The organism is Mucilaginibacter sp. CSA2-8R, from assembly GCF_038806765.1.
Taxonomy (GTDB): Bacteria; Bacteroidota; Bacteroidia; order Sphingobacteriales; family Sphingobacteriaceae; genus Mucilaginibacter.
The window spans coordinates 2671189-2694536 of record NZ_CP152389.1; the positions used below are offsets into that span (position 1 = coordinate 2671189).

At 41.7% G+C, this 23348-nt stretch carries 26 protein-coding genes; 15 read left to right on the top strand and 11 right to left on the bottom strand.

The features are described from left to right. Nucleotides 1-4: 4 nt before the first annotated feature. The 3 genes from AAGR14_RS11145 to AAGR14_RS11155 are packed head-to-tail and all read right to left on the bottom strand — an operon-like array spanning nucleotide 5 to nucleotide 2411. A complete protein-coding gene (locus tag AAGR14_RS11145) occupies nucleotides 5-493 on the bottom strand; it encodes a GNAT family N-acetyltransferase (protein ID WP_342648674.1) in 489 nt (162 codons plus the stop codon). A 42-nt stretch (nucleotides 494-535) separates the two neighbouring features. Then, nucleotides 536-1726, bottom strand: coding sequence for an argininosuccinate synthase (gene argG / locus AAGR14_RS11150; RefSeq protein WP_342648675.1), 1191 nt, complete (start codon nucleotides 1724-1726; stop codon nucleotides 536-538). Nucleotides 1727-1763: 37 nt separating this feature from the next. Further along, nucleotides 1764-2411, bottom strand: a complete 648-nt coding sequence (locus tag AAGR14_RS11155; RefSeq protein ID WP_342644290.1) for a GNAT family N-acetyltransferase — start codon at nucleotides 2409-2411, stop codon at nucleotides 1764-1766. Between the two features lie 524 nt (nucleotides 2412-2935). Between AAGR14_RS11155 and AAGR14_RS11160 the strand changes: the two genes are divergently transcribed. Then, nucleotides 2936-3439 (top strand): 2'-5' RNA ligase family protein, encoded by a 504-nt coding sequence (locus AAGR14_RS11160; RefSeq protein ID WP_342644291.1) that lies wholly within the window; start codon nucleotides 2936-2938, stop codon nucleotides 3437-3439. A 79-nt stretch (nucleotides 3440-3518) separates the two neighbouring features. Here the strand turns inward: AAGR14_RS11160 and AAGR14_RS11165 are convergent, their stop codons facing one another. Both AAGR14_RS11165 and AAGR14_RS11170 read right to left on the bottom strand, forming a co-directional pair. Continuing rightward, nucleotides 3519-4475 (bottom strand): aldo/keto reductase, encoded by a 957-nt coding sequence (locus AAGR14_RS11165; protein ID WP_342644292.1) that lies wholly within the window; start codon nucleotides 4473-4475, stop codon nucleotides 3519-3521. 13 nt (nucleotides 4476-4488) lie between these two features. After that, the gene (locus tag AAGR14_RS11170; protein ID WP_342644293.1) at nucleotides 4489-4740 is read right to left on the bottom strand and encodes a hypothetical protein; all 252 of its coding nucleotides are present in this window, start codon (nucleotides 4738-4740) and stop codon (nucleotides 4489-4491) included. Nucleotides 4741-4882: 142 nt separating this feature from the next. On the opposite strand from AAGR14_RS11170, the gene AAGR14_RS11175 reads away from it, so the two are divergent. The 3 genes from AAGR14_RS11175 to msrA are packed head-to-tail and all read left to right on the top strand — an operon-like array spanning nucleotide 4883 to nucleotide 6763. Further along, complete coding sequence (locus tag AAGR14_RS11175) at nucleotides 4883-5818, top strand: MBL fold metallo-hydrolase (protein WP_342644294.1); 936 nt, start codon at nucleotides 4883-4885, stop codon at nucleotides 5816-5818. Between the two features lie 26 nt (nucleotides 5819-5844). Continuing rightward, nucleotides 5845-6084 (top strand): DUF3820 family protein, encoded by a 240-nt coding sequence (locus AAGR14_RS11180; protein ID WP_342644295.1) that lies wholly within the window; start codon nucleotides 5845-5847, stop codon nucleotides 6082-6084. A 22-nt stretch (nucleotides 6085-6106) separates the two neighbouring features. Next, nucleotides 6107-6763 (top strand): peptide-methionine (S)-S-oxide reductase MsrA, encoded by a 657-nt coding sequence (gene msrA, locus AAGR14_RS11185; protein WP_342644296.1) that lies wholly within the window; start codon nucleotides 6107-6109, stop codon nucleotides 6761-6763. On the opposite strand, the gene corA is transcribed toward msrA, so the two are convergent. Further along, complete coding sequence (gene corA / locus AAGR14_RS11190; protein WP_342644297.1) at nucleotides 6764-7894, bottom strand: magnesium/cobalt transporter CorA; 1131 nt, start codon at nucleotides 7892-7894, stop codon at nucleotides 6764-6766. It abuts the gene before it with no gap. After that, the gene (locus tag AAGR14_RS11195) at nucleotides 7895-8503 is read right to left on the bottom strand and encodes a WbqC family protein (RefSeq protein ID WP_342644298.1); all 609 of its coding nucleotides are present in this window, start codon (nucleotides 8501-8503) and stop codon (nucleotides 7895-7897) included. Between the two features lie 42 nt (nucleotides 8504-8545). On the opposite strand from AAGR14_RS11195, the gene AAGR14_RS11200 reads away from it, so the two are divergent. Next, nucleotides 8546-9430, top strand: coding sequence for a lysophospholipid acyltransferase family protein (locus AAGR14_RS11200; RefSeq protein ID WP_342644299.1), 885 nt, complete (start codon nucleotides 8546-8548; stop codon nucleotides 9428-9430). Then, nucleotides 9427-10491: a glycosyltransferase family 2 protein gene (locus AAGR14_RS11205; protein WP_342644300.1), complete on the top strand. Its 1065-nt coding sequence runs from the start codon at nucleotides 9427-9429 to the stop codon at nucleotides 10489-10491. The genes AAGR14_RS11200 and AAGR14_RS11205 overlap by 4 nt, the downstream gene beginning before the upstream one ends. Here AAGR14_RS11205 and AAGR14_RS11210 read toward each other — a convergent pair. Further along, on the bottom strand, nucleotides 10460-12937 hold the full coding sequence (locus AAGR14_RS11210) for a mechanosensitive ion channel domain-containing protein (protein ID WP_342644301.1): 2478 nt from the start codon (nucleotides 12935-12937) through the stop codon (nucleotides 10460-10462). The genes AAGR14_RS11205 and AAGR14_RS11210 overlap by 32 nt on opposite strands. A 73-nt stretch (nucleotides 12938-13010) precedes the next feature. Beyond that, entirely contained in the window at nucleotides 13011-13430 is a 420-nt protein-coding gene (aroQ, locus tag AAGR14_RS11215) for a type II 3-dehydroquinate dehydratase (RefSeq protein ID WP_342644302.1), read from the bottom strand. A 42-nt stretch (nucleotides 13431-13472) separates the two neighbouring features. Here aroQ and xerD point away from each other — a divergent pair, with 42 nt between their 5' ends. Then, a complete protein-coding gene (xerD, locus tag AAGR14_RS11220; RefSeq protein WP_342644303.1) occupies nucleotides 13473-14372 on the top strand; it encodes a site-specific tyrosine recombinase XerD in 900 nt (299 codons plus the stop codon). 4 nt (nucleotides 14373-14376) lie between these two features. Here the strand turns inward: xerD and prmC are convergent, their stop codons facing one another. Continuing rightward, a complete protein-coding gene (gene prmC / locus AAGR14_RS11225) occupies nucleotides 14377-15243 on the bottom strand; it encodes a peptide chain release factor N(5)-glutamine methyltransferase (RefSeq protein ID WP_342644304.1) in 867 nt (288 codons plus the stop codon). 33 nt (nucleotides 15244-15276) lie between these two features. Here prmC and ribD point away from each other — a divergent pair, with 33 nt between their 5' ends. From ribD to bioB, 6 genes are all read left to right on the top strand, one after another. Continuing rightward, nucleotides 15277-16326 (top strand): bifunctional diaminohydroxyphosphoribosylaminopyrimidine deaminase/5-amino-6-(5-phosphoribosylamino)uracil reductase RibD, encoded by a 1050-nt coding sequence (gene ribD / locus AAGR14_RS11230; RefSeq protein ID WP_342644305.1) that lies wholly within the window; start codon nucleotides 15277-15279, stop codon nucleotides 16324-16326. Between the two features lie 63 nt (nucleotides 16327-16389). Then, entirely contained in the window at nucleotides 16390-17193 is an 804-nt protein-coding gene (locus AAGR14_RS11235) for an EamA/RhaT family transporter (protein WP_342644306.1), read from the top strand. A 6-nt stretch (nucleotides 17194-17199) separates the two neighbouring features. After that, nucleotides 17200-17814 (top strand): YigZ family protein, encoded by a 615-nt coding sequence (locus tag AAGR14_RS11240; protein WP_342644307.1) that lies wholly within the window; start codon nucleotides 17200-17202, stop codon nucleotides 17812-17814. 90 nt (nucleotides 17815-17904) lie between these two features. Continuing rightward, a complete protein-coding gene (locus tag AAGR14_RS11245) occupies nucleotides 17905-18183 on the top strand; it encodes a hypothetical protein (RefSeq protein WP_342644308.1) in 279 nt (92 codons plus the stop codon). A 96-nt stretch (nucleotides 18184-18279) separates the two neighbouring features. Beyond that, complete coding sequence (gene mgtE / locus AAGR14_RS11250) at nucleotides 18280-19629, top strand: magnesium transporter (protein WP_342644309.1); 1350 nt, start codon at nucleotides 18280-18282, stop codon at nucleotides 19627-19629. A 28-nt stretch (nucleotides 19630-19657) separates the two neighbouring features. After that, the gene (bioB, locus tag AAGR14_RS11255) at nucleotides 19658-20665 is read left to right on the top strand and encodes a biotin synthase BioB (protein WP_342644310.1); all 1008 of its coding nucleotides are present in this window, start codon (nucleotides 19658-19660) and stop codon (nucleotides 20663-20665) included. A 77-nt stretch (nucleotides 20666-20742) separates the two neighbouring features. On the opposite strand, the gene AAGR14_RS11260 is transcribed toward bioB, so the two are convergent. Next, nucleotides 20743-21156, bottom strand: a complete 414-nt coding sequence (locus tag AAGR14_RS11260; protein ID WP_342644311.1) for an organic hydroperoxide resistance protein — start codon at nucleotides 21154-21156, stop codon at nucleotides 20743-20745. A gap of 96 nt (nucleotides 21157-21252) precedes the next feature. Here AAGR14_RS11260 and AAGR14_RS11265 point away from each other — a divergent pair, with 96 nt between their 5' ends. After that, nucleotides 21253-22509 (top strand): putative DNA modification/repair radical SAM protein, encoded by a 1257-nt coding sequence (locus AAGR14_RS11265; RefSeq protein ID WP_342644312.1) that lies wholly within the window; start codon nucleotides 21253-21255, stop codon nucleotides 22507-22509. A gap of 2 nt (nucleotides 22510-22511) precedes the next feature. Next, entirely contained in the window at nucleotides 22512-23267 is a 756-nt protein-coding gene (locus tag AAGR14_RS11270) for a TIGR03915 family putative DNA repair protein (RefSeq protein ID WP_342644313.1), read from the top strand. Nucleotides 23268-23348: the final 81 nt, after the last annotated feature.

Consider the following 23348-nt stretch of genomic DNA (forward strand, 5'->3'; position numbering starts at 1 on the left):
CATTTTAGTTGAGGTCAATTTTATAAGTTAAAAATCCGTCATGAGGGTTGTACTGTTTAAATCCAATACCCTCATAAACGCTTTGCGCTGTTCTATTATCGTGTGCTGTTTCCAGTTTAACAAACTTTGCTCCATCTTTCCGGGCAAATTGTTTAGCCGTTTCAATCAGTTGTTTTCCTATGCCCCGCGTACGATAACCGGCATCAACATACAGATCATTCAATATCCAGTTTTTGGACATCCGCCCCGATGAAAAGGTAGGATAAAGTTGTGTAAAACCTACAGGAATTGACGTATCTGCTTCGTTTAATAAAGCTGTGAAGATGACCGATTCGTTATTGGTTAAACGCTCAGTCAAAAATTCTTGAGCACCTTTAACGTCTGACTCTTTCTGATAAAACACCCGATACTTGTCGAACAAACTCAAAACGAGCGCTATGTCTTTAAGCTTGACGCGCTTAATGGTTATAGACTGATTCGGACTTTCTATCATTATATATCTCAGCTTTACTAACGGAGTAATATATTTTCATAATTATTGCTGGTTTACCTTGTGATAAATCATCACCTGGTTACCAAATATTTTCGAGAAACCTTTAACGTCATCACCGCTCCAGGCGTTGTTCATTTCACCATAGCTGCCAAATTTGCTCGACATCAGATCATGCTCAGACTCAATTCCTGTTACCTGGAAACGGTATGGGTTAAGCTCAACAAACACCTTACCGCTTACATTAGCCTGGGTATCGTTAAGGAAAGCTTCTATATTGCGCATAATAGGGTCGTGAAACTGCCCTTCGTGCAGCCAGTTACCATAAAAAGTTGATAACTGGTCTTTCCACGACAACTGCCATTTGGTGAGCACATGTTTTTCGAGGGTATGATGCGCCTTAATGATGATTAACGGTGCTGCAGCCTCAAAACCTACGCGGCCTTTGATGCCAATAATGGTATCGCCTACATGTATATCTCGGCCAATACCGTAAGGCTGGGCCATTGCCTGCAGTGCCTGGATGGCTTTAGCCGGATGGTAGTAAGTAGTGCCGTCAACGCCTACTAATTCACCTTTTTCAAAAGTAAGTTCGATATTTTTGGTTTCGGTAGATGACACTGGCGTTGGCCAGGCATCTTCGGGTAAGCCTAAGTTAGAGGTAAGTGTTTCTTTGCCGCCTACTGATGTTCCCCAGATACCTTTGTTGATAGAGTATTTAGCTTTCTCGAAGTTCATCTCTACACCGTGGTTTTTCAGATACTCAATCTCTTGCTCGCGACTCAACTTTAAATCGCGGATGGGAGTTAAGATTTGAACATTAGGTACCAGAATGTTAAAGATCATATCAAAACGCACCTGATCATTACCAGCTCCAGTACTGCCATGCGCCACATACTCAGCACCAATCTGTTTAGCGTAATTAGCTATTGCTGTTGCCTGGCTCACGCGCTCGGCACTTACCGATAGGGGATAAGTGTTGTTTTTTAGAACATTACCGTAAATCAGAAAGCGAACGCAGGTGTTATAAAAGTTTTCAGTCTCGTCAACCACGTGGTGAGAGGTTACTCCCATTTTGTAAGCACGTTCTTCAACCTGTTTTAACTCATCGTCGGTAAAGCCACCGGTGTTAACAATTACCGAATGCACTTCCAGGCCTAAATCCTGTGTTAGATAGATGCAGCAAAAAGAGGTATCCAATCCGCCGCTATAGGCTAAAACTACTTTTTTTTTCATGAGTTAGGGCTTATCCAAATATATTTGGCTCTGTATATTAAAATGTTATAGTTTTTACGCTGTTTTTAATTGCGTTTTCGATACGCTCAAGCAAGGTAGCCTTATGCGTAATTTTCTTCATTTTTTCGTCTATTTGATTTTGTTTGTCTACCGGGTCCCAAAGCATGGCGGTACACATACAGTTTTTTCGCTCTTTGCTGGTTAAAATATCGTAGTTAACACAACTGCGGCACCCTTTCCAAAAATCTTCATCCTGCGTTAACTCCGAATAGGTAACCGGCTCGTAACCCAATTCTGAATTAATTTTCATTACTGCCAATCCGGTAGTTAATCCAAATATTTTAGCGTCGGGATATTTAGTGCGCGACAACTCGAATACCGCTTTCTTGATAGCTTTAGCTAAACCAACTTTACGGAACTCCGGATTTACAATCAATCCCGAATTAGCCACAAAATCACCATGGCTCCAGGTTTCAATGTATACAAAACCGGCCCAGGTGCCATCTTTATGCAAAGCAATAATGGCTTTGCCTTCCAGCATTTTATTGGCTACATATTCGGGCGAACGCTGTGCAATACCAGTACCGCGTGCTTTAGCTGATGCTGCCATTTCATCGCAGATCTGGGTAGCGTAATCAGCATGTTTTTCAGAGGCAACAATAATATCAAAATCTTGTAAGGTCATGATCTGTTAACGATTACCTTAAAGGTTCGGCTTGTAAAGCCTTCTTTGTTTAATGGATTTATTGAAAAGAAGTTTGAAAAAACTTCAGTTGACTAACGATTGAATAGGATAAACCTATTCAGACCCGGGGAATAAACAATCGTCGTCGTGACGGGAAGTTAACGGAAACAACACTAATTAAAGCAGCGGCAAACCGTGCAATAACTGCTCCGGTAAATAGCCTTATGATGCTTTGTAATTTCATTGTTGTATAACCGTGTTTTGTTCTTAAATTTTGTGCAAAGTATTTAAATAATTTTTATTTATGCAAGTAAAAAATGCATATAAAAGTTATGCTTTTGTAAATTATTCATGTTGATAGCATTTGTATAATTAATCAACTTATTTACAGCATCTTACGCAGGGTATTTATGAAATAAAATATTGGCATTATTTAATATAAATGATACCACTATTACCACGAAGCATTTTGAGCAGATTTTGAAGGCACGGAAACACTTATAAAAAAGCGCTGTTGTGCTATCATGTCCGATGCTCCTTTAATATTAACCGTAAAACTTGACGACGATAGCCAGCAATATTTTGACCAGCTTCGCGAGGCGCACTTTCCACCCGAGCGTAATTACCTGGCTGCTCATTTAACACTGTTTCATCACTTGCCGCCCAATCAATTACAGTTAATTAATGATATTGACGCTATAGCCAAGCGTTACTCAACGTTATCGTTAGAGGCTACTGAAGTAAAAAGTATCGGTAACGGAGTAGCGTTTAGTATTGAATGCCCGGCTTTAGGGCATTTACATAGCTATTTACAAAAATTATGGTTCGATTGGCTTACTCCACAAGACCGCCAACGGCTGTGGGCGCACATCACCGTGCAAAACAAAGTATCGCCCGAGCTGGCTCGTTCTCTGAAGGCCGAGCTTACAGAACAATTTAAACCTTTTACCGCTAAAGGTGTCGGGTTAAGCCTTTATGAGTATAAAAACGGCCCATGGGATTTTGTAAGGACTTTTGATTTTAGTTAATCAAAAACAACCCCTGATAAGTGACTATTTATTAGTTATTTATCAGGGGAATTAAAAGCTTTAGGTTTAAGTCAAAATGTTAGTAAGCGCTGGCTTCTGTCAGCTGATGTATAACTTCGGCTGGCAGTTTCAACTCAACGGCCTTGGCCAATTCGAGTAATTGCGGTACACTGGTTGCGCTTGCAATAGGCGCAGTAACACTTGGTCGGGCTATAACCCAAGCCAGGGCAACTGTTGCAGGGGTTGTACTGTAATTCTTTGCTACCTCATCCAGCGCATCAAGGATACGCATTCCCCTGTCATTCAAATATTTTTTGATTCCCTGGCCGCGTTTGCTTTTGTTTAGGTCAGCTTCCGACCGGTATTTTCCGGACAAAAATCCGCTGGCCAAAGAGTAGTAGGTAATCACGCCTACGCTATTCTCCTGGCATACCGGCTCCAAATCCTTCTCGTAACCTTCTCGGTCATACAAATTATACTCTGGCTGTAAACTCACATATCCTGGCAAATTCAATTCTTTACTCACCTGCAAAGATTCTTTGAGTCTGTCGGCGCCAAAGTTAGAAGTGCCTATGGCTCTTACTTTACCCTCTTTAATTAATTGTGCATACGCTTCTAAAGTTTCCGGCACTGGTGTCTGCAAGTCGTCGTAGTGCGACTGGTATAAATCGATGTGGTCTGTCTGCAAACGGCGTAACGAATCTTCGGCCGCCTTGATAATATAATCTTTAGATAAATTTTTACGGCTGTCGTTTGGCGACATGGCGCTGCCTACTTTAGTAGCAATTACAACGTTGTTACGCTTACCGGTGTTTTTAAGCCACCGGCCAATGATAGTTTCCGATTCTCCGCCTTTATTACCAGGCACCCACCTTGAGTACACGTCGGCGGTATCAACACAGTCTAAGCCGTTATCAATAAATGCGTCAAGTAATTGAAAGGAGTTGCGTTCATCAATAGTCCATCCAAATACGTTACCACCAAAAACAAAAGGCACAATCGAAATTCCGGAATTTCCTAAACTTCTTTTTTCCATCACAAATAGCTGGTTAAATGGCAGTTGTATTGTCTACTTTACTTATTTGTTCAACTAACTCGTCTACCCAGCCGGCAAAGTAAGGTTCGCTGCCGCTAACACGGTGCCATTGGCCATTCGGATCCTGTACAATAAGCATCTGTATAGTTCCGTCAATGGCGCTAAACTCGTAAGCACGGTTGTAGCCTGGATAATTTATCATAGTTGCTATTCCTTCAACCGAAGAGTCAGATCCTGTAAGTACTGCATCAAATTGCTGTTCCATAATATATATGTTATTTCAGGGTATGTTATAGTATCCAATAATAACCTGTTACACTAATTTGTTTGGCGTTTACACTACTTAAAGTTTTCCCTTAAAAACTATTAATTATAAAATATTGTTATAATGGCAACAAGTCCAACTTATGAATTTTAATAAAGGAGTTAAATATTTCCAGGTTGCCCAAGGTGTTTGGGGAATGCGAATTTTATTTGTAAATGTATATATCGTTGCTAACAGACGTGGTTTCCCTAAAGGCTGGGTATTGGTAGATACCGGCGTGCAAGGCTCAGCTAAAAGGATTATTGCTATGGCCGAGTCAATATTTGGTGCCGGTACTAAACCGTCTGCTATTGTGCTTACCCACGCCCATTCAGATCATACCGGTGGCTTAGAAGAGTTGCTGGAACACTGGCATGTTCCGGTTTATGCACACGAGTTAGAAACGCCTTATTTAACAGGAAAATCGTCATATCCACCTGCAGATCCTACTGTAGGAGAAGGCGTCATGTCTTTGATGTCGGTATTTTTCCGTAAGAAACCGTTAGACATCGGAGATGCTCTGCGCGTTATTAACATGGAGGATGGCGTACCTGAATTACCCGAATGGAAAGTAATACACACCCCCGGACATACGCCCGGACATGTATCACTATTTTTGCCGTTGAACACCACGTTGATTGCTGGTGATGCCTTTGTTACTACCAAACCAGAATCGGCTATTTACGCTCTGGGGAATATTAAAAAAATGTCTGGCCCGCCAAAATACATGACTACAGATTGGGCTGCAGCAGAAGAATCGGTTAAAAAATTATCAGACTTGCAGCCACGCATCGCCGCTACCGGTCATGGGCCAGTTATGCGTGGTCGCGAATTGCAGGAAGAATTAAAGCGCCTGGCTAACGACTTCAAAAAACTCGCGGTGCCTAACGGAGGGCGCTACGCCGAGCATGCCGCTTATGCCAGTGATAAAGGTACACAATATGTGCCTCCGTTTAAATCAACCACCAAGTTTAAAGTGGGAGTAGGCTTACTGGGCGCAGTAGTTGGTTTTGCAATTACGCGCGTGTTGATAGATTAAACCTTTTAAAAGCCTACTTTTGCGGGGTGGAAAACATTACGCCAAACCCGCAAATATTGGTAGACATTGTGAGAGTGCCTATGCCTTTCGGTAAATATAAAGGTACCTTATTATGCGATTTGCCTGTAAGCTACCTGGAATGGATGAACCGCGGAGGATGGCCCGCAGGTAAATTGGGTATGATGCTGGCCACTGTTTATGAAATTAAACTAAACGGACTTACTGCATTATTACATTCTGTAAAGAATTCAGTAAGTCCACGTTAATGTCAATTACGTTTATTAGTATATGATGAAGAAGATAATTATATACTTATGCCTAGTCTTAGTTTTTAGCAGTTGCGCCGACGGACAGCCTGGTCAAAATAACCAGTTTGCCACTTTACCTAAGCCCGCAGCTGGCGAGGCCGTAGCCACTTTTGGCGGCGGCTGTTTTTGGGCCATGAGCGAAGCATTGCTTGAGTTGCGCGGTGTAAACCGGGTTATATCAGGATATGCAGGCGGTCATACTAAAAACCCTACTTATGAGGATGTATGCACACGTAATACTGGTCATGCTGAAACGGTACAGGTTTATTATGATCCTAAACTGATTAGTTATACTACATTGGTTGATGCTTTTTTTTACGCACATGATCCGACAACGTTAAACAGACAAGGGCCTGACGAAGGTACTGATTACCGTTCAATTGCCTTTTATCGAACGCCGCAGGAGAAACAGATCTTAGAGCAGGAGATAGCCAAAATAAACCTGTCAAAGCACTACCCGGCTAAAATTGTAACGCAAGTGGCGCCTTTTTCGGCTTTTTATCCGGCCGAAAAATATCATCAGGGTTACTACCGGCTTCACTTAGATGATAACGCTTACCTTACTTCGGTGTCGATGCCTAAGATCATGAAAATGCGGAAAGCCATGAAAGCACAGTTAAAGCCGGAGTTTAAATAACTATAAGCGGTTAAACCAACCTTTTTTCCAAAAGAAGAGCACTTGTAGCAATCCAATTACCAGCATAATACCTACACAATACAGGTATCCATGCGGCTCATAAAGCTCGGGCATATTGGCGGGCAAACGGTGGTTGGTATCAGGATCAGTGGGGGCGAAGTTCATTCCGTACACACCGGCCACAAAAGTAAGCGGAATGAAGATGACTGATATTATGGTAAGTACCTTCATGATCTCGTTCATGCGGTTACTTACCATTGACAGGTATAAGTCGATGTTACTTGCACTAATCTCTTTGTAGCTCTCAATCAGATCAATAATCTGGATACAATGGTCGTATGCATCCCGCAAATAGGTTTTGGTCTCTTTGGTAATCAGCGGACTTTCCGTACGGATCATATCGTTAATCTTGTCGCGCTCGGGCCAGCTTGCCCGGCGCAATACGATAAGTGTACGCTTCAAATGCTGTGTATCGTACATGATTGTTTTGTCTGCCTTGTCGTAGATGCGATCTTCAATAGCTTCTAATTCATCGCCAATCTGATTAAGAGCAACAAAATACCAGTCAATAACAGTATCAAACAAAGCATAACAAATAAAGCCTGGGCCTAATGTGCGGATAGGGCTTTTCTGCGCTGTAAGTCGTTTTTCAAGGCCCTCAAAGTTTTCCTCGTAGGTTTCCTCAAAACTTATAACCATGTTATCGCGCACAATAACCGAAAATTGTGAATTGGCTAACTCACAATTTTCGTCAGTAGTAATTAACCGGCTGGTACCAAAAACGTATTGGTCATACTCATCAAACTTAGGTCGCTGATGTGTATTCATAATATCCTCGAGCACTAAGTCGCTGATGTTTAAACGATGACCTATTTCTTCGATAAGCTTAACGTCACCCAAGCCGTTAATTTTAATCCAATGGGTATGGTCTGTGCACTCGTTTAGCTGGTCAAATATAGTCGATATATTTTCGCCGATAGAGGTTACCAGCTCCTGTGCTTTGTATGAATATATTTTGATATGCGGCTTAAGCGCCCCTTCGGGTACACGGATAAGACCCGGCCGATCGCCTACGTTGCCGGCTCTTTTATTGATCTTCGAAGATTTACGCTTGCGTTGCGCCAGATTCATTTACAGGTAGTTTAAAGATTGCGGGCCTTGGTTAAAAAGTAAGTCTACAATGCTTAAATTTTTAATAAAGCCTTTACGTTCTTCAAAAACCTGAAAGTATGGTTTTTGTTCAAAAACTGATTCCTTCTTTGGATTGATGGTGTTGCGGTAGTCAGCCATTAAATCATAATGACGATGATATTCGGTAGTATATTCAAATTTTAAAGGCAGCTTCAAGAATTTAAGGATCATGGTTAACATCTGCTCATTGTAGTCGAATAGGTAAGTAAATTCCTGCTCGTAAAATCGGGCAAAATCATCTTCATAAAATTCAAAATAGGCCGAACGGCGATAGCAAGCCTGCAAACTCATCCAATGCAAACGCTGCCAGTTAAAATCATTGCTAATCTTTACATCGCTTACCGGCGTGTGTACCTTTGCGCCTTTAACTACCGGTACAACTAAAGCCAATACCCCATCCGGAGAATATATATTGGCCCGGTTACGGTAAGTCTGCTTTGGGAAATGCTCGTGCTTTTCGATAATAACGCTTTGCCTGTGCCGGTTAAATACAGTAAAGTACTCAACTGGTGGTAGATAAAACATGGGGAGCAACGCGCCGTTTTCCATTAGAGATTATTTATGTTTGCAACTTCAATTTTTGCGAAAGTAATGATAAGAAAAGGTTTTTCAAGCTTAGGTACGGTTTTGCTTTACCTGATTTCATTGCTGCCTTTTTTTGTACTTTATCTGATTGCTGATTTTATTTACCTGGTTTTATTTTACGTAATTAAATACCGCCGGGCAGTAGTGCAGCAAAATCTGGCTAACGCTTTTCCCGAAAAGCCGTTACACGAACGGCAACAGATCGAAAAGAAATACTACCGTTACTTAGCCGACCTGATGGTAGAAACTGTAAAGCTCAGAACCATCTCTCGGCGGCAGGTTGACCGCCGCTTTACGGTAACTAATTACGAAGCTGTTGAAAAAGCATTTGCCGGCGGGCAAAGTGTGATTGGCGCTGTGGGCCATTACGGTAACTGGGAGTTGGGCGCGCTAAAGTTTAGTATACTTACCGATAAACCACGTTTGGTGGTTTACAAACCGTTGAATAATCTCATTTTCAACAGCTATTTTACCAGGATGCGTTCGCGCTTTGGCGCCTCTTTGGTGCCTATGAAAGGCGCTATGCGAAAAATGGTAGAGTTACGACGACAGCAAACCATGACACTTTTAGTGAGTGACCAAATACCTTCACGCGAAGAAGTAACTTACTTTACAAACTTTTTAAACCAGCCCACTGCCGTTTTTTTAGGAGTCGAAAAACTGGCTAAATCATTGAACAGCGCTGTTATATTTTGTGATATACGCCGGATAAAAAGAGGATATTATAATTGTAACTTCGTGCCTTTATTTTATGACGCCAAACACACCGCCGAGTACGAAATTACCAACGCACATGTGCGCTATCTGGAACAGGTTATCCGCGAAGAGCCTCAGTACTGGCTGTGGTCGCATAAACGGTGGAAATACAAGCCCGAGGATATAGCTAAATGAGTACTCAACCTACGGTTGCCGTTATAATTTTAAACTGGAACGGTATACACCATTTGAAGCAATTTTTACCGTCTGTACTCAACAGTACATGGCCTGACTTGCATATTGTGGTTGGAGACAACGGCTCATCTGACGGTTCCGTAGCGTTTGTTCAATCCGAATACGGCGACCGAATCAAGGTTATCGGGAATGATAAAAATTACGGTTACACCGGTGGCTACAATCGAGTGGTTGACCAAGTGGCCGCCGATTACTACATCCTGCTTAATTCTGATATTGAAGTTACACCCGGGTGGATTGAACCAGTGATTGCTATGATGGAGGCAGATGACCGCATTGCTGCCGCCGCGCCTAAAATTAAAGCATTCGACCGCAGAACGTATTTTGAGCATGCCGGTGCAGCGGGCGGTTTTATTGATAATCTGGGTTATCCGTTTTGCCGCGGCCGTTTGTTTTTTGATGTAGAAGAAGATCGAGGGCAGTACGATGAATCCGGAGAAGTGTTTTGGGCATCAGGTGCAGCGCTGTTTATACGGAGCCGTTGCTGGCGAGAAACAGGTGGCTTTGACGAACAGTTTTTCGCACACATGGAAGAGATTGATTTGTGCTGGCGTTTAAAAAACAAAGGCTACAAAGTAATGTACTGTGCTCAAAGCACTGTTTACCACCTTGGCGGCGGCACACTGAATACCGAAAACCCATTTAAAACCTACTTAAACTTTCGCAACAACCTGTTGCTGCTCAAAAAGAACATGCCGCCGGTGCGTTCGGCCTGGGTTATAGGATTTAGATTTTGGCTTGACTTTTTAGCGCTAATCAGATTTTTAGGCGAAGGTAAGCGTAAAGACGCATGGGCAGTAAGCAGAGCACATCAGAGCTTTGTGGCAAGCTTTTTTAAGCAAAGCAGAAAAAAAAGTAAAGTATACCTAGAAAAAATGCATCATGAACAGCCACAACATGTTGCTAATTTAAGGGGCCTGTACAAGCGCAGTATTGTAGTACAGTTTTTTGTTAAAAAGAAAACCCGCTTTACAGATTTGAATCCGAAGGATTTTCATTAATCCGGATATTGGAAGGCAGGTGTACAATAACTTCCTGTTTGCCTTGGGATATGTCAATACCCTCAGCCATCAAAGTACTGTAAATTGCAGATAATACTTTGCTTTTCAGTTGCGTCCACATCGATATATCAGCAGCCCAAAATTGCACTTTAAAATCAACTGATGATTGACTGAGGTGATCAAGATAAACCACCGGGGCAGGTTTAACCATAATGTCATCACGGTTGGCCAGGAGGTTACGCAGCAGGTTTTTTACTTGCTCAATATCGCACCCGTAGGCTACACTAATCATCAACTCTACCTGGCGGCTGCTATCACTTAGTGTCCAATTCACCACATGCTGCGATATAAGGTCGCCGTTAGGTATAATTATTTCCGCGCCGTTTCCGGCGGCAATTTTACTCGAGCGCATACCAATCTCTTTAATGGTCCCGCTTCGGCTGGCCACTTCAATTACATCACCCACCTGTACCGGCTTTTCAAATGCCAGAATTAAACCCGACACCAGGTTGTTTACAATGTTTTGCAAACCGAAACCCACGCCCACACCTAAAGCACTAATGATGATGGTAATTTTATCTAACGGAAAACCAGAAGCGCCTACTGCCAGTAAAAAACCTATACTTATAACGCCTATGCGGATAAGTAGTAGAGATGTACGGGCTTTTTTCTGAGTTCCGTCGGCTGTTTTGTGCTGGTGTACAAATTCATAAAAGTAGGTTATTATACGTGCCAGGGTAGTAGATAACCAAACCACACCTACAAAGATAATTATGCTGCCAAAGGTAAATAACGTGCCGCCCAGTTTTCGCGACTGATTTAAAAAGCTTCCAATAAGGGCAAAAACACCATCCTCTACGCTTAAATTTTGCAATAATGTAACCGCCCACATTAAAACGGAAATCACAAATAATATGCTTCGTAGCTTACCCTGCAATAGTTTAAAATCCAGGTAAGAACTAATGCTGTCTTTATCAGTTTTGTTAGCTTCTAACTGCAAAAACATACTTTGAATAATGATTTGCACAAAGTAATACAGGCATAAAGCCAGCCAAAAGTTGTAAACTGCAGTTACACCAATAATTTTAGCCAGGCTAAAGCGCCCGGCAATGTTAAGCAACACCGATGCCGCCTGTAAAATAATCAGTAACGTTAAAGCTAATTTGCTGTACGGAATATCTAATTGATAGGAAGCTGCGTTACGTTTTAGCACCAGCCAGCATTGCCAAATAATTGTCGAAGCAACAATCAATACTGCTACGCGGTCTACGTTAGATACTTCGACAAACAGGTTACTGATACTGTATATCAACGTTAAACCGAACAGTTTACCCAACAAATTAAAATGTTCTTTAGGGCAGGTTTTAAAGGTAATAAATACCACACAGCCCATCGACACTAAAGAAACGATCTCTAAAAATGCCATTGGCGGCTGATTGTAGAGATACGGGATGATGAGCGAAGTTAATAACAAGCTTACCGTAACGGGATAGATGGCCACGTACTTTGTTTGTGCAAAAACATTTTTAGGGTCTGATTTGGTTTTAATAATCTTACGCCGGTTATAAGTAAGCCATGATAAGTAACTGAAAAAGATTATGAAGCCTAATAAGTGCATTAACGTTTCGTCATTCAGTAGCCTGAATAACCGCAGATTCATGTTCACCGTCCTATCCCACGATGACAAAAACGTTGTGCCTACCGCAGGTTTCATATTCCAGATGTAACCGTACTCGCAGTTAAGCGCATTTAACCCAAAAGCTCTTATTTTTGAGTTAATCAGGTCTTTTTCTTCCAAAATATTAATATAAACCGAGGTTACCCGATTTTGCATTAAGCCAATACGCAACAGCGCTTTTTTGTTAACGCTATCCAGCTTGTGCGCCTTGGTTTCGATGCCCGAACGTTGCTTTAAAAAAGTAGACCTGAGCGTACTGTCAGCCGGGAACACCCGGAACATCGAGTCGCGGTTTACGTACGTTATTTGCTCGTTAATATCCGCCAGTTTTTCGTTAATGGCCTTTAGCTCTTCTTGCCAGATGTTTAGCTGGTCTTGCCGTTTATTTAAAATATCGCGGATAGCGTATAGATACCTTAACGTACCCGACCGGTCGCGCATAATTAGATTGCGAATGGTTACTGTTGATTTTTCGAGACGTGGCAATTTCTGACTTATATCGACTGTATCCAGCCGTTTAGACAGATGATTATTTATCTGATTGAAAGACAGCGTATAATACTCAATTCGTTGAAGTAAATTGTTTGTAGATGTATCTGAGGTTTTGTAATACCTCATCATCGAATCGCGTCTTAAAATATCTGATCGCAGCGAATCGCTGATGGAACGCGTAGCAGCCTTTTTGTTTTGCGCCAAGCCGGCAAACGGCAGCATTAAAGCAAAAACTGCAATGTATTTAATAAAACACGATTCGAACCAGCTAAGCATTTTTGAGTAACGGAAAATACCTTTCTAAATTACAATATCCAAACACTTAAACGTGGTAGTTTTAAAGAAGTTACTATTTTTCGGTGAGATGCTCAACCGCAAGCCGATAAGAATTTAAGCCAAAGCCCGCAATTACGCCAACGCAATTAGCCGCCAGCATTGATTTATGACGGAAAGTTTCGCGCTTGTAGACGTTTGAGATATGCACTTCAACTACAGGCGTATTGATACCTGCAATAGCATCTGCAATGGCAATAGATGTATGGGTATATGCACCGGCATTTATGATAATCCCATCATAATCAAAGCCAACTTCGTGCAGTTTATCAATCAATTCGCCTTCTTTATTGCTTTGAAAATAAGATAACTCATGTTCCGGGTAGCGTTGCTGCAGTGTAGCAAAATAGCTTTCGAAACTGCTATCGCCGTAAATTGACTTTTCTCTTATGCCAAGCAAATTTAGATTTGGTCCGTTGATAATCTGTATTTTCATTACCTTTCAAACTTAGTTATAAAAATATAAATACAGAAACAAGTGAACTGGCAGTTGGCGATAAAGGGGTTTCAGGATTATTTAAAGTTAGAAAGGTCTTTATCAGCTAACTCGATAGAGTCGTACAGCAGGGATATAGATAAGCTTAAGCAGTTTGCTGAAACACAGGCCACTGTTATTCGTCCGGAGTTGATTACCTTACAGCACCTGAGAGATTTTTTGCAATGGATAAATGAATTAGGGATGATACCGAGCAGCCAGGCCCGGATACTTTCGGGAATCAAAGCATTTTATAAATTTATGCTTATGGAAGACCTCATAACGGCAGATCCGACTGCTTTGTTAGAGTCGCCCAGAATTCAGCGTAAACTGCCCGACACGTTAAGTTACGACGAAATTAATAATCTGATTGCTGCCATTGATTTATCTAAGCCTGACGGACCGCGAAACAAAGCTATTTTAGAAATGCTGTACAGCTGCGGCTTGCGGGTAACTGAATTAACAGAACTTAAAATATCTAATTTATACCTCGATATTGAATTTATTAAGGTAACCGGTAAAGGTAACAAAGAGCGGCTGGTTCCAATTAGCCAAACTGCTATAACCGCGTTGCAGCAATGGCTGCAATACAGCAGGGTACATGTACCTGTAAAGAAAGGCGAGGAGGACATCGTATTTTTAAACCGCAGAGGCACACGCCTTACCCGCGTTTTTATTTTTATGCTGATTAAGCAACTCGCTGGAGCTATTGGGTTAAAAAAAACAATTAGCCCTCACACTTTCAGGCATTCATTTGCTACTCACCTCATCGAGGGTGGAGCCGACCTGCGCGCTGTGCAGGATATGTTGGGCCATGAGAGCATTACTACAACCGAAATTTACACCCACTTGGATAGGGATTATCTCAAAAGTACCATCATTCAATATCATCCCCGCAGTTAATACATCATGCCCCCGGCCATTCCGCGCGGATCATCCGGTCTTTACCCATTAAGTCCTGGCGCAGCTCGGCGTTAATAAAGCCTTTTTGTTTCATCACATCCATAGTGGCACTACCGTAACTTTCGTTAATTTCAAAAAACAGAAAGCCACCTTTTACAAGATGCGTTGCAGCAAAATCAGTTATCGCTGTGTAAAACAACAGCGGGTTAGTATCAGGTACGAAAAGCGCGGTATGTGGCTCAAAATCCGTCACATTTTTGTGCATCTGTAGTTTGTCGGTTTCAGTGATGTAAGGCGGATTACTAATCACAACCTGATAGCATTGTTTAGCTATTTCTTCAGCTTGCATATTTAAAACATCAGCCTCCACAAACGTCACGTCGACGCCATTGGTTTGAGCGTTGTCTTGAGCAACAGTTAATGCATCGCTTGATATATCAATTGCAAACACCTTACTATTTGGTAATTGGTATTTAACAGTGATAGGTATACAGCCGCTACCAGTGCCGACATCTAATACCGTCGGCTGGCCGACATCAGACAACGTATCCAGCACCCACTGTACCAATTCCTCTGTTTCGGGGCGGGGGATCAGCGTGGCCGGTGTTACCTTAAAATTCAGGCCATAAAAGTGGGCATGTCCCAGCACGTACTGTATCGGTTTGCCCGTCACTAATTCCTCCAGTATCTTATGTAGCTGTAACTGATGTTCCGGACTAATCGTATCATCAGTAAACGCTTTCAGTTTAGCTTTCGAATATCCGGTTAAATCCGATAATACCACGCTTGCCATCGCATCTGCTTCTTGTGAATGATAAAGTAGCGCGAGCTGGGCTTTAAATTGATCGTAGGCATCTTTAACGGTTTCCATGCAACAAAGAAACATAAAAGCTACTTTTGCGCGATGGCAGATCACCAAATTTATATGCAACGCTGTATTGAGCTGGCTCGTTTAGGTGCCGGCAAAGTAAGTCCGAACCCGATGGTGGGTGCTGTTATAATATTTCAGGACAAGCTTATCGGCGAGGGTTACCATCAGCAATATGGTAAAGCACATGCGGAGGTTAATGCAATCAATGATGTTCTGGAAAAATTTGGCACCAAGGCCGCGGACTTATTGAAACAATCTGCCATTTATGTTTCTTTAGAACCCTGCGCCCATTACGGCAAAACACCACCCTGTGCCGACTTAATCATCAAGCATCAAATCCCTGAGGTTTTTGTGGGATGTCGTGACCCTTTTAATCAGGTGAATGGCAAAGGCATTGAAAAATTGCAGCAAGCGGGCATCAAAGTGAGCGTTGGTATATTGGAGGAGGCATGTTTAAACTTAAACAAGCGCTTTTTTACGCGGGTACAAAAACAGCGGCCCTACATCATTTTAAAATGGGCTCAAACGGCTAACGCTTATTTTGCCCCGGCAGACGGTTCGCAATACTGGATTACCGGGCCGGAAGCTAAAACGTTGGTACACCAATGGCGTACCGAAGAGGACGCCATTCTGGTAGGCAAAAACACAGCCCTTGTAGATAACCCACAGTTAAATGCGCGTCTATGGCCGGGTAAATCGCCTAAACGCATTGTTATTGACCGTAACCTGGAGCTGCCCGTGCATCTTCATTTATTCGATAAATCTGTAGAGACATTAATTTTCAACGCGTTTAAAACCGATATACAGGACAACATCAAGTATATTGCCTTAGAAGATTTTGACCGCTTTGTTCCTCAGTATATTATGTTCCAGCTTTATCTGCAAGACATCCAGTCGGTAATCATTGAAGGTGGTGCACATACGTTGAACAGTTTTATTGAAGCCAATTTATGGGATGAAGCGCGTATATTTACCGGTCAGAGTTTAATGCCTGATGGCATCAAGGCCCCCACATGCTCCGGAACACCATCAAAGCCTGTAGCGATAGGGAATGACACTTTGCAGATTATTTACAACCAATAGCTATTCATGCTTTATATTTTTTTTAGTGTTTGCTGCAGCGTCCTGGTTTCTGTTTTGCTTAAGATGGCAAGGCGTTACCAGATTAACGTTGTACAAGCCATCACCTGGAATTATTCTATTGCTGCATTTTTAACCTGGATATTTTTAAAACCACAGCCATCCAGCATCACTAATGCACCATTCAACATCTATTTGCTATTAGGCGTACTGCTGCCAGCTATATTTTACGTAATGGCAGCGGCTGTCCGCAACGCGGGCATTGTACGTACAGATGTGGCGCAACGGCTTTCGTTACTAATTTCGCTAAGTGCCGCTTTTTTGCTTTTTGGCGACCATCTAAGTTTGTTGAAGGGAATAGGTATTGCCACAGGTTTTGCTGCTATTTTTTGCTTGATACCCTGGCAAAAAAAACACGTGGTTGCGCAAAGCAATAAAAGCACCTGGATTTATTTGTTAGGTGTATTTTTGGGTATAGGCGTAATCGATATTTTGTTTAAACAGATGGCTTTAAATAAAACTGCGCCTTATACAGCTTCACTTTTTGTGGTTTACGTTTTAGCCTTTGCAGTGTCGATTATCGGCACTATTTACCAGGTTAAATTTAAAAAGAGAAGGTTTTTATTTCGCAATATTTTTTTTGGGTGGATACTTGGCTTATTCAATTTTGGCAATATTCTGTTTTATTTAAAAGCGCATCGTGCGTTAGAGCACGACCCGTCAACGGTATTTACCGCCATGAACATTGGCGTTATCACTACCGGAACGTTAGTAGGTTTACTTGTTTTTAAAGAAAAACTCGGCATTTTACATAAATTGGGTATCGCACTTGCGGTGGCTGCCATCATCATCATTGGTTATTCTGCTTAATCGTTTATGCTATTCGACGATACTTTCCTTACCGTAAAACAACATGCTGAGGCTACTTGTACCGACAAAGGCAGCAAGTTCATTGCTTTTACATTCCCTATTGCTACCGATGCTGATGTTAAGCCGTTGCTGCTTCAACTTAAAGCTTTGCACCCCAAGGCAAATCACCACTGCTGGGCAATGCGCTTAAGTCCCGACAGGTCTGTTTTTAAGGTTAATGATGATGGTGAACCTTCGGGTACAGCCGGGCGACCCATTCTTAATGTTTTGCTATCTAAAAACATCACCAACACTTTAGTAGTAGTAGTTAGATATTTTGGCGGCAGATTATTGGGTGTGCCAGGCTTAATTAGCGCCTACAAAGCGGCTACAGAAGCAGCAATAACCGCCGCTGGTGTTACCGAACAGGTGATTAATGATATTTATGCCATCGAGTTTGATTATCTGATGATGAATGATGTGATGCGTATCATCAAAGAGGAGGGGTTACATATTTTATCGCAAACAGCAGACAACATTTGCAGCATCACCGTTGAGGTCAGAAAATCGAAGGTGAATAAAACAATAGACCGGCTGAATGGTTTAAATAATATTCACGCTAAATTTCTATATAGTAGTTAATTTTTTTTAGAAATAATTGATTCGATTTACTTGGAAATCAAGTAGCTACTATTTAATTTAGTATATACATTATCTAACCTATTAAACATCATGAACACATTGCCAATTGGGATTTATCTCGAAAACGAGAGAAGATTCGAGTTTGATTTTGTAAAACATTTGCTTAAAATCAAGTTTTTCAAAGAAACTCAACCTGCAGGTACTATTGTGTCGCCTTTCCGCCTCATCAAAAATGAAGATGGTTATTATCTATTAATCCACAATTACGACCGCCTTGGCGAACGTAAAATTATGATTGAATCGATTGACCAAAACGAACTGGTGATCAACCACGACAACACTTCTTACAAGCTACAAAAAGTAGCCTGAAAATCTTTGCCGTAAATGCTTTTAAACAAAAGGGTGATATGAGTTATATTGCCCTTTTTTGGCTTCATCTGGGTCATTATTTGTATTTTGTGCAATATGCAACCTTTTGATATTGACAAAACAGACCTGCAACGCCTTAAAGCCGCCCTTGATGGTGATGAGGCCGGTTTGCAACAGGTTCTGCAGCAATATCATAGCTCCGAAATAGCCATACTTTTTGATAATCTGTCACCTGCGGAGCGGGAACGAATTGTTAATAATCTTTCTGCAGAAACTGCTTCGGACGTAATATCATCAATGGATGAAGAACATCATCCGGCGGAATTACTTGTTAATTTAACACCTGAAAAACGTTCGGAGATTGTTGAAGAACTGGACTATGACGATGCGACCGACCTGATTTCTCAACTGGACGAAAGCGACCAGCAAGAGATATTGGATGATTTGGATCATGAAGACGCGTTGGCCATTCGTAACCTGCTCACCTACGACGAAGATACTGCCGGTGGCTTGATGAACACCGACCTCATTAAGGTAAACACCAGTAGTACAAAAAATGAGGCGCTTGAAGCTATCATCCATCAGTCGGAAGAGATGGAAGAGTTTTACACACTTTACGCTGTAAATGATGCCGAGGAGCTGCAAGGATTGCTTTCTATCAAAGATATTATTAAAGCTAAAAAACAAGTTACGGTAGGGGAGTTGGTTAACAGTGATTTTGTATATGTGAAAGCCGATCTTGACCAAGAAGAAGTAGCTAAACTATTTTCTCAATATAACCTAACCAGCATTCCGGTAGTTGACGACCGCATGAAGTTATTGGGCCGGATTACAGTGGATGACATTATTGATGTACTGGAAGAGGAAAACACCGAGGATATCCTGAAAATCTCCGGTGTTTCTGAAGATGAGGAACTGAGCGGTGGCTGGCAGGATGCTATTAAAAGTCGGTTGCCCTGGCTGGTGATTAACTTAGCTACAGCGTTTTTAGCTGCATCAGTTATTCGCAGTTATGAAGACACAGCAAAAAAACTCCCCATCATATCGGCATACATGATTATTATAGCCGGGATGGGCGGTAATGCGGCAACTCAGGCACTGGCAGTAACCGTAAGACGTATATCATTGAGTGATCTGTCAGATAAACAAGCTTACGTAACAGTAGTGAAAGAATTTTTGGTGGGGATGGTTAATGGAGCAGCTACCGGTTTAATTGTATTTGTGGTTGCGTTGTTATACGATTCTAACCCTATGCTGGGTTTAGTAATGTTTTTAGCCATGACCGGCAACCTGATCGTGGCCGGAGTAACGGGTGCCAGTATTCCGTTGTTGCTTAAACGTTTAGGTATCGACCCAGCCGTGGCATCATCTATTATTATTACCACTTTTACAGATTGTGTTGGTTTTTTAATGCCGCTATGGTTGGCAACAAAGCTTTTATTATAAATTTGCCCTCAGTTTAAATGTTCGTCAGATGAATGAAGTAAGACACGACTGGACCAAAGAAGAGATTTCTGAAATATACCATACTCCACTACTGGATTTAATTTATCGCGCAGCTACCGTGCATCGCGAAAATAAGGATTACGCTGAAGTGCAAATCAGTTCGCTGATTTCGGTTAAAACCGGCGGTTGCCCTGAGGATTGTGCCTATTGCCCGCAGGCTGCCCGTTATCAAACCGGTGTTAATGTGCATGCCATATTGCCGAAAGAAGAAGTGGTAATTGCAGCGCAAAAGGCGAAAGCCGGCGGTGCATCGCGTTTATGCATGGGTGCAGCCTGGCGCGAGGTTCGCGATAACCGCGACTTTGATAAAGTAATAGAAATGGTTAAAGCTGTTAATGAGCTCGACATGGAAGTTTGCTGTACTTTAGGTATGCTTACCGAAGCGCAAGCGCAGCGTTTAGCCGATGCTGGTTTGTATGCTTATAACCACAACTTAGATACCTCTGAAGAGGACTATAAACGCATCATCACTACCCGTACTTATGATGACCGTTTAAAAACGCTCGAACACGTTCGTAAAGCTAAAATATCCGTTTGCAGCGGTGGTATTATCGGTTTAGGCGAAACGGTAGAAGACAGAATTTCGATGTTGAAGACCTTATCTAACTTACCTAAACATCCGGAATCCGTTCCGGTAAATGCTTTGGTGCCAGTAGAAGGTACTCCACTGGCCGAACAGCCGCGGGTTTCGGTATGGGATATGGTACGTATGATTGCGACAGCGCGCATCATTATGCCGCGTACGGTAGTGCGTTTGTCGGCAGGCCGTACTGAGATGAGTACTGTTGAACAAGCTTTGTGCTTTATGGCCGGTGCAAGTTCTATTTTTGCCGGCGAAAAACTTTTAACCACACCAAATCCTTCGTTTGACGAAGATATGGCCATGTTTGAACTTTTGGGGCTTACTCCTCGCAAAGCATTTAAAAATGGCCGACCAAACCAGCAAGAGGTAAAAGAAGAGGCAGTACTTTTATAACTACCTATATTAAAATAAACAAAAGGGATTTGCCTTTCGGTAAATCCCTTTTGTTGTTTACAGAAACTGGATTATTATCAAACAGCAATTACTTTGACGTCAATATTTCCTCGTACAGCCTTCGAGTATGGGCAAGCCCGGTGAGCTTTATCGGCCAGGTGCTGCGCATCTTCTAGACTAACATCAGGTATATGTACATGTAGTTCTGCCGAAAGTGCATAAGCATTGTCGTCTTTGTTAAAACTTACATGTACTTCGGCAGTCGCTTCGCTTACATCAACATTATCTTTTTTGGCGACACTGCCTAATGCTCCCAGATAACAAGCGCCATAAGCACCTGCAAATAATTGTTCGGGATTAGTGAACGCACCACCTTCGCCACCCATCTCCGTTGGCTTTTTCAAGTCAACATCCAGCACGCCATCACTCGATTTGATATGACCATCGCGGCCGCCTTTTGCCGTTACCACAGCCGTATATACTTTTTCCATGATTTTTAAATTTAAAGGCTTAACCTTTAAAAGGTGTTTAAAGTTTTAGTGGCATAAATTTTGAAATACTAAAAATATTGGTATTTTTGAATAGATATGAATGAGGAAAGGATAACCGAAAAACTGAATATTTTAGCTGATGCTGCTAAATATGATGTGTCGTGTTCATCGAGCGGCAGTAAGCGAAAAAATGATAATAACGGGTTAGGTAATGCCAGTAACGGTATTTGCCATACCTATACAGAGGACGGACGATGTGTATCCTTACTTAAAATATTGCTAACTAACCATTGCATTTTTGATTGTGCCTATTGTGTTTCGCGCAGTAGTAATGATATTAAACGTGCAGCCTTCACCGTACAGGAAGTGGTTGATCTAACCATCAATTTTTACCGCCGTAATTATATTGAAGGTTTGTTTTTAAGCTCGGGCATTTTTAAAGATGCCGACTTTACCATGGAACGTTTAGTGCGGGTGGCTAAAAAGCTACGTACCGAGCATAAGTTCAACGGTTATATCCACTTAAAATCTATCCCCGGCGCCAGTGATGAGTTAATGCGCGAAGCCGGTTTATATGCCGACCGTTTAAGCATCAACCTGGAAATACCTACCGAAGCTGGTTTAAAACTGCTGGCACCAGAAAAAAACAGGCAGGATATGATTAAACCCATGGGCTTTTTAAATAAAGAAATTATACAGCGTACAGAGGAAAAACAACTATTTAAAAAGGCGCCCATATTTGCCCCAGCTGGCCAAAGCACACAAATGATTATCGGTGCCACCCCAGAAACGGATCATCAGGTTTTATATACCTCTAATTATTTTTATAAAAATTTTAATTTAAAACGCGTTTACTATTCAGGTTATGTGCCCGTAATGAACGATAATCGCTTGCCAGCATTGCATACCAGCGTGCCCATGGTTCGCGAAAACCGCCTCTACCAAGCCGATTGGCTAATGCGCTTTTATGGCTTTAAAGTCAACGAAATTGTAGATCAGCAAAACCCTCATTTAGATCTCGACATTGATCCCAAACTTAGTTGGAGCTTACGCAATTTACAAGTGTTCCCAATTGACATTAACACGGCCGACTTACAGCTTATTTTACGAGTTCCGGGAGTTGGTTTGCAATCTGCCCAAAAAATTGTAAGTGCCCGCAAATTTGGTAAGCTTAATTGGGAACATCTTAAAAAAATCGGTGTGGCTTTAAACCGCGCTAAATACTTTATTACTTGTAGCAGCGTAAAATTTGAACGACGCGATTTAACCGGTAGCGCCATCAAGCAATATATTTTAGCTCAATCAAAAAGTAAGTATTTAAAAAATTCGGTAACTCAACTTAATTTATTTTAGCCATGACAACTCTAATTTACGACGGAAGTTTTGAGGGATTGTTAACTGCTGTATTTGAGATTTACGAACACCGCTTGCAGCATATCAAAATTGAAAAAGGGGAGTGGCTGGCTACTGCACTTTTTGAGGACGTGATTAAAGTACATACTGATGAAAGACGGGCAGGACGTGTTTTGCAGGGTTTACAAAAGCGCCTGTCTGCCGGAGCGTTGCAAAGGCTATATGCTGTTCACATGGCTGGTATGGACGGCGAGGATATTAACATTGTGGGTTACATCCGTTACGTCATAGATTCGGTGCAAAACGTAGAAGAAGACTACGGCAACCGATACGTGCTTCGAGTGGCCGAGATGGTACGCATGATTAGGCGCGAAAAGCACCGCATGGAGGCTTTTATACGTTTTCAGAAACTACAAGACGAAACTTTTTATTCGGCTATTGAGCCTGATTTCAACATACTACCTCTATTAGGCAAACATTTCAAAAATCGCTACACGGATCAAAAGTGGATTATTTACGATATGCGACGCAATTATGGCTTGTTTTATAATTTGCATGCCGTTGAATTTATTGCACTCGACTTTTCGACTACGCGGCCCGATAATGTGATATCAACTTATACCGAAGACGAAGGTTTATATCAAAACCTTTGGAAAAATTATTTTAACAGCGTAAATATCCCTGCCCGAAAGAATACTAAGCTGCACATGAGGCATATTCCAAAACGATATTGGCGATTTCTAACTGAAAAAATTTAGTATAATAAATTTTATTTACTTGACAATCAATGTTTTAATTATAAAAGTAAAAAATGTTTCATTTTTTACTTGACACGTATG

Coding starts and splice junctions, on each gene's coding strand:
- AAGR14_RS11160 (WP_342644291.1), top strand. CDS start 2,936: ATGTCCGATGCTCCTTTAATATTAACCGTAAAACTTGACGACGATAGC.
- bioB (WP_342644310.1), top strand. CDS start 19,658: ATGAATGAAGTAAGACACGACTGGACCAAAGAAGAGATTTCTGAAATA.
- ribD (WP_342644305.1), top strand. CDS start 15,277: ATGGCAGATCACCAAATTTATATGCAACGCTGTATTGAGCTGGCTCGT.
- AAGR14_RS11155 (WP_342644290.1), bottom strand. CDS start 2,411: ATGACCTTACAAGATTTTGATATTATTGTTGCCTCTGAAAAACATGCT.
- prmC (WP_342644304.1), bottom strand. CDS start 15,243: ATGGAAACCGTTAAAGATGCCTACGATCAATTTAAAGCCCAGCTCGCG.
- AAGR14_RS11260 (WP_342644311.1), bottom strand. CDS start 21,156: ATGGAAAAAGTATATACGGCTGTGGTAACGGCAAAAGGCGGCCGCGAT.
- corA (WP_342644297.1), bottom strand. CDS start 7,894: ATGAATCTGGCGCAACGCAAGCGTAAATCTTCGAAGATCAATAAAAGA.
- aroQ (WP_342644302.1), bottom strand. CDS start 13,430: ATGAAAATACAGATTATCAACGGACCAAATCTAAATTTGCTTGGCATA.
- AAGR14_RS11205 (WP_342644300.1), top strand. CDS start 9,427: ATGAGTACTCAACCTACGGTTGCCGTTATAATTTTAAACTGGAACGGT.
- AAGR14_RS11210 (WP_342644301.1), bottom strand. CDS start 12,937: ATGCTTAGCTGGTTCGAATCGTGTTTTATTAAATACATTGCAGTTTTT.
- AAGR14_RS11200 (WP_342644299.1), top strand. CDS start 8,546: ATGATAAGAAAAGGTTTTTCAAGCTTAGGTACGGTTTTGCTTTACCTG.
- mgtE (WP_342644309.1), top strand. CDS start 18,280: ATGCAACCTTTTGATATTGACAAAACAGACCTGCAACGCCTTAAAGCC.
- AAGR14_RS11240 (WP_342644307.1), top strand. CDS start 17,200: ATGCTATTCGACGATACTTTCCTTACCGTAAAACAACATGCTGAGGCT.
- AAGR14_RS11270 (WP_342644313.1), top strand. CDS start 22,512: ATGACAACTCTAATTTACGACGGAAGTTTTGAGGGATTGTTAACTGCT.
- AAGR14_RS11165 (WP_342644292.1), bottom strand. CDS start 4,475: ATGGAAAAAAGAAGTTTAGGAAATTCCGGAATTTCGATTGTGCCTTTT.
- AAGR14_RS11195 (WP_342644298.1), bottom strand. CDS start 8,503: ATGGAAAACGGCGCGTTGCTCCCCATGTTTTATCTACCACCAGTTGAG.
- AAGR14_RS11235 (WP_342644306.1), top strand. CDS start 16,390: ATGGCAAGGCGTTACCAGATTAACGTTGTACAAGCCATCACCTGGAAT.
- argG (WP_342648675.1), bottom strand. CDS start 1,726: ATGAAAAAAAAAGTAGTTTTAGCCTATAGCGGCGGATTGGATACCTCT.
- AAGR14_RS11245 (WP_342644308.1), top strand. CDS start 17,905: ATGAACACATTGCCAATTGGGATTTATCTCGAAAACGAGAGAAGATTC.
- AAGR14_RS11145 (WP_342648674.1), bottom strand. CDS start 493: ATGATAGAAAGTCCGAATCAGTCTATAACCATTAAGCGCGTCAAGCTT.
- AAGR14_RS11175 (WP_342644294.1), top strand. CDS start 4,883: ATGAATTTTAATAAAGGAGTTAAATATTTCCAGGTTGCCCAAGGTGTT.
- AAGR14_RS11170 (WP_342644293.1), bottom strand. CDS start 4,740: ATGGAACAGCAATTTGATGCAGTACTTACAGGATCTGACTCTTCGGTT.
- msrA (WP_342644296.1), top strand. CDS start 6,107: ATGATGAAGAAGATAATTATATACTTATGCCTAGTCTTAGTTTTTAGC.
- AAGR14_RS11265 (WP_342644312.1), top strand. CDS start 21,253: ATGAATGAGGAAAGGATAACCGAAAAACTGAATATTTTAGCTGATGCT.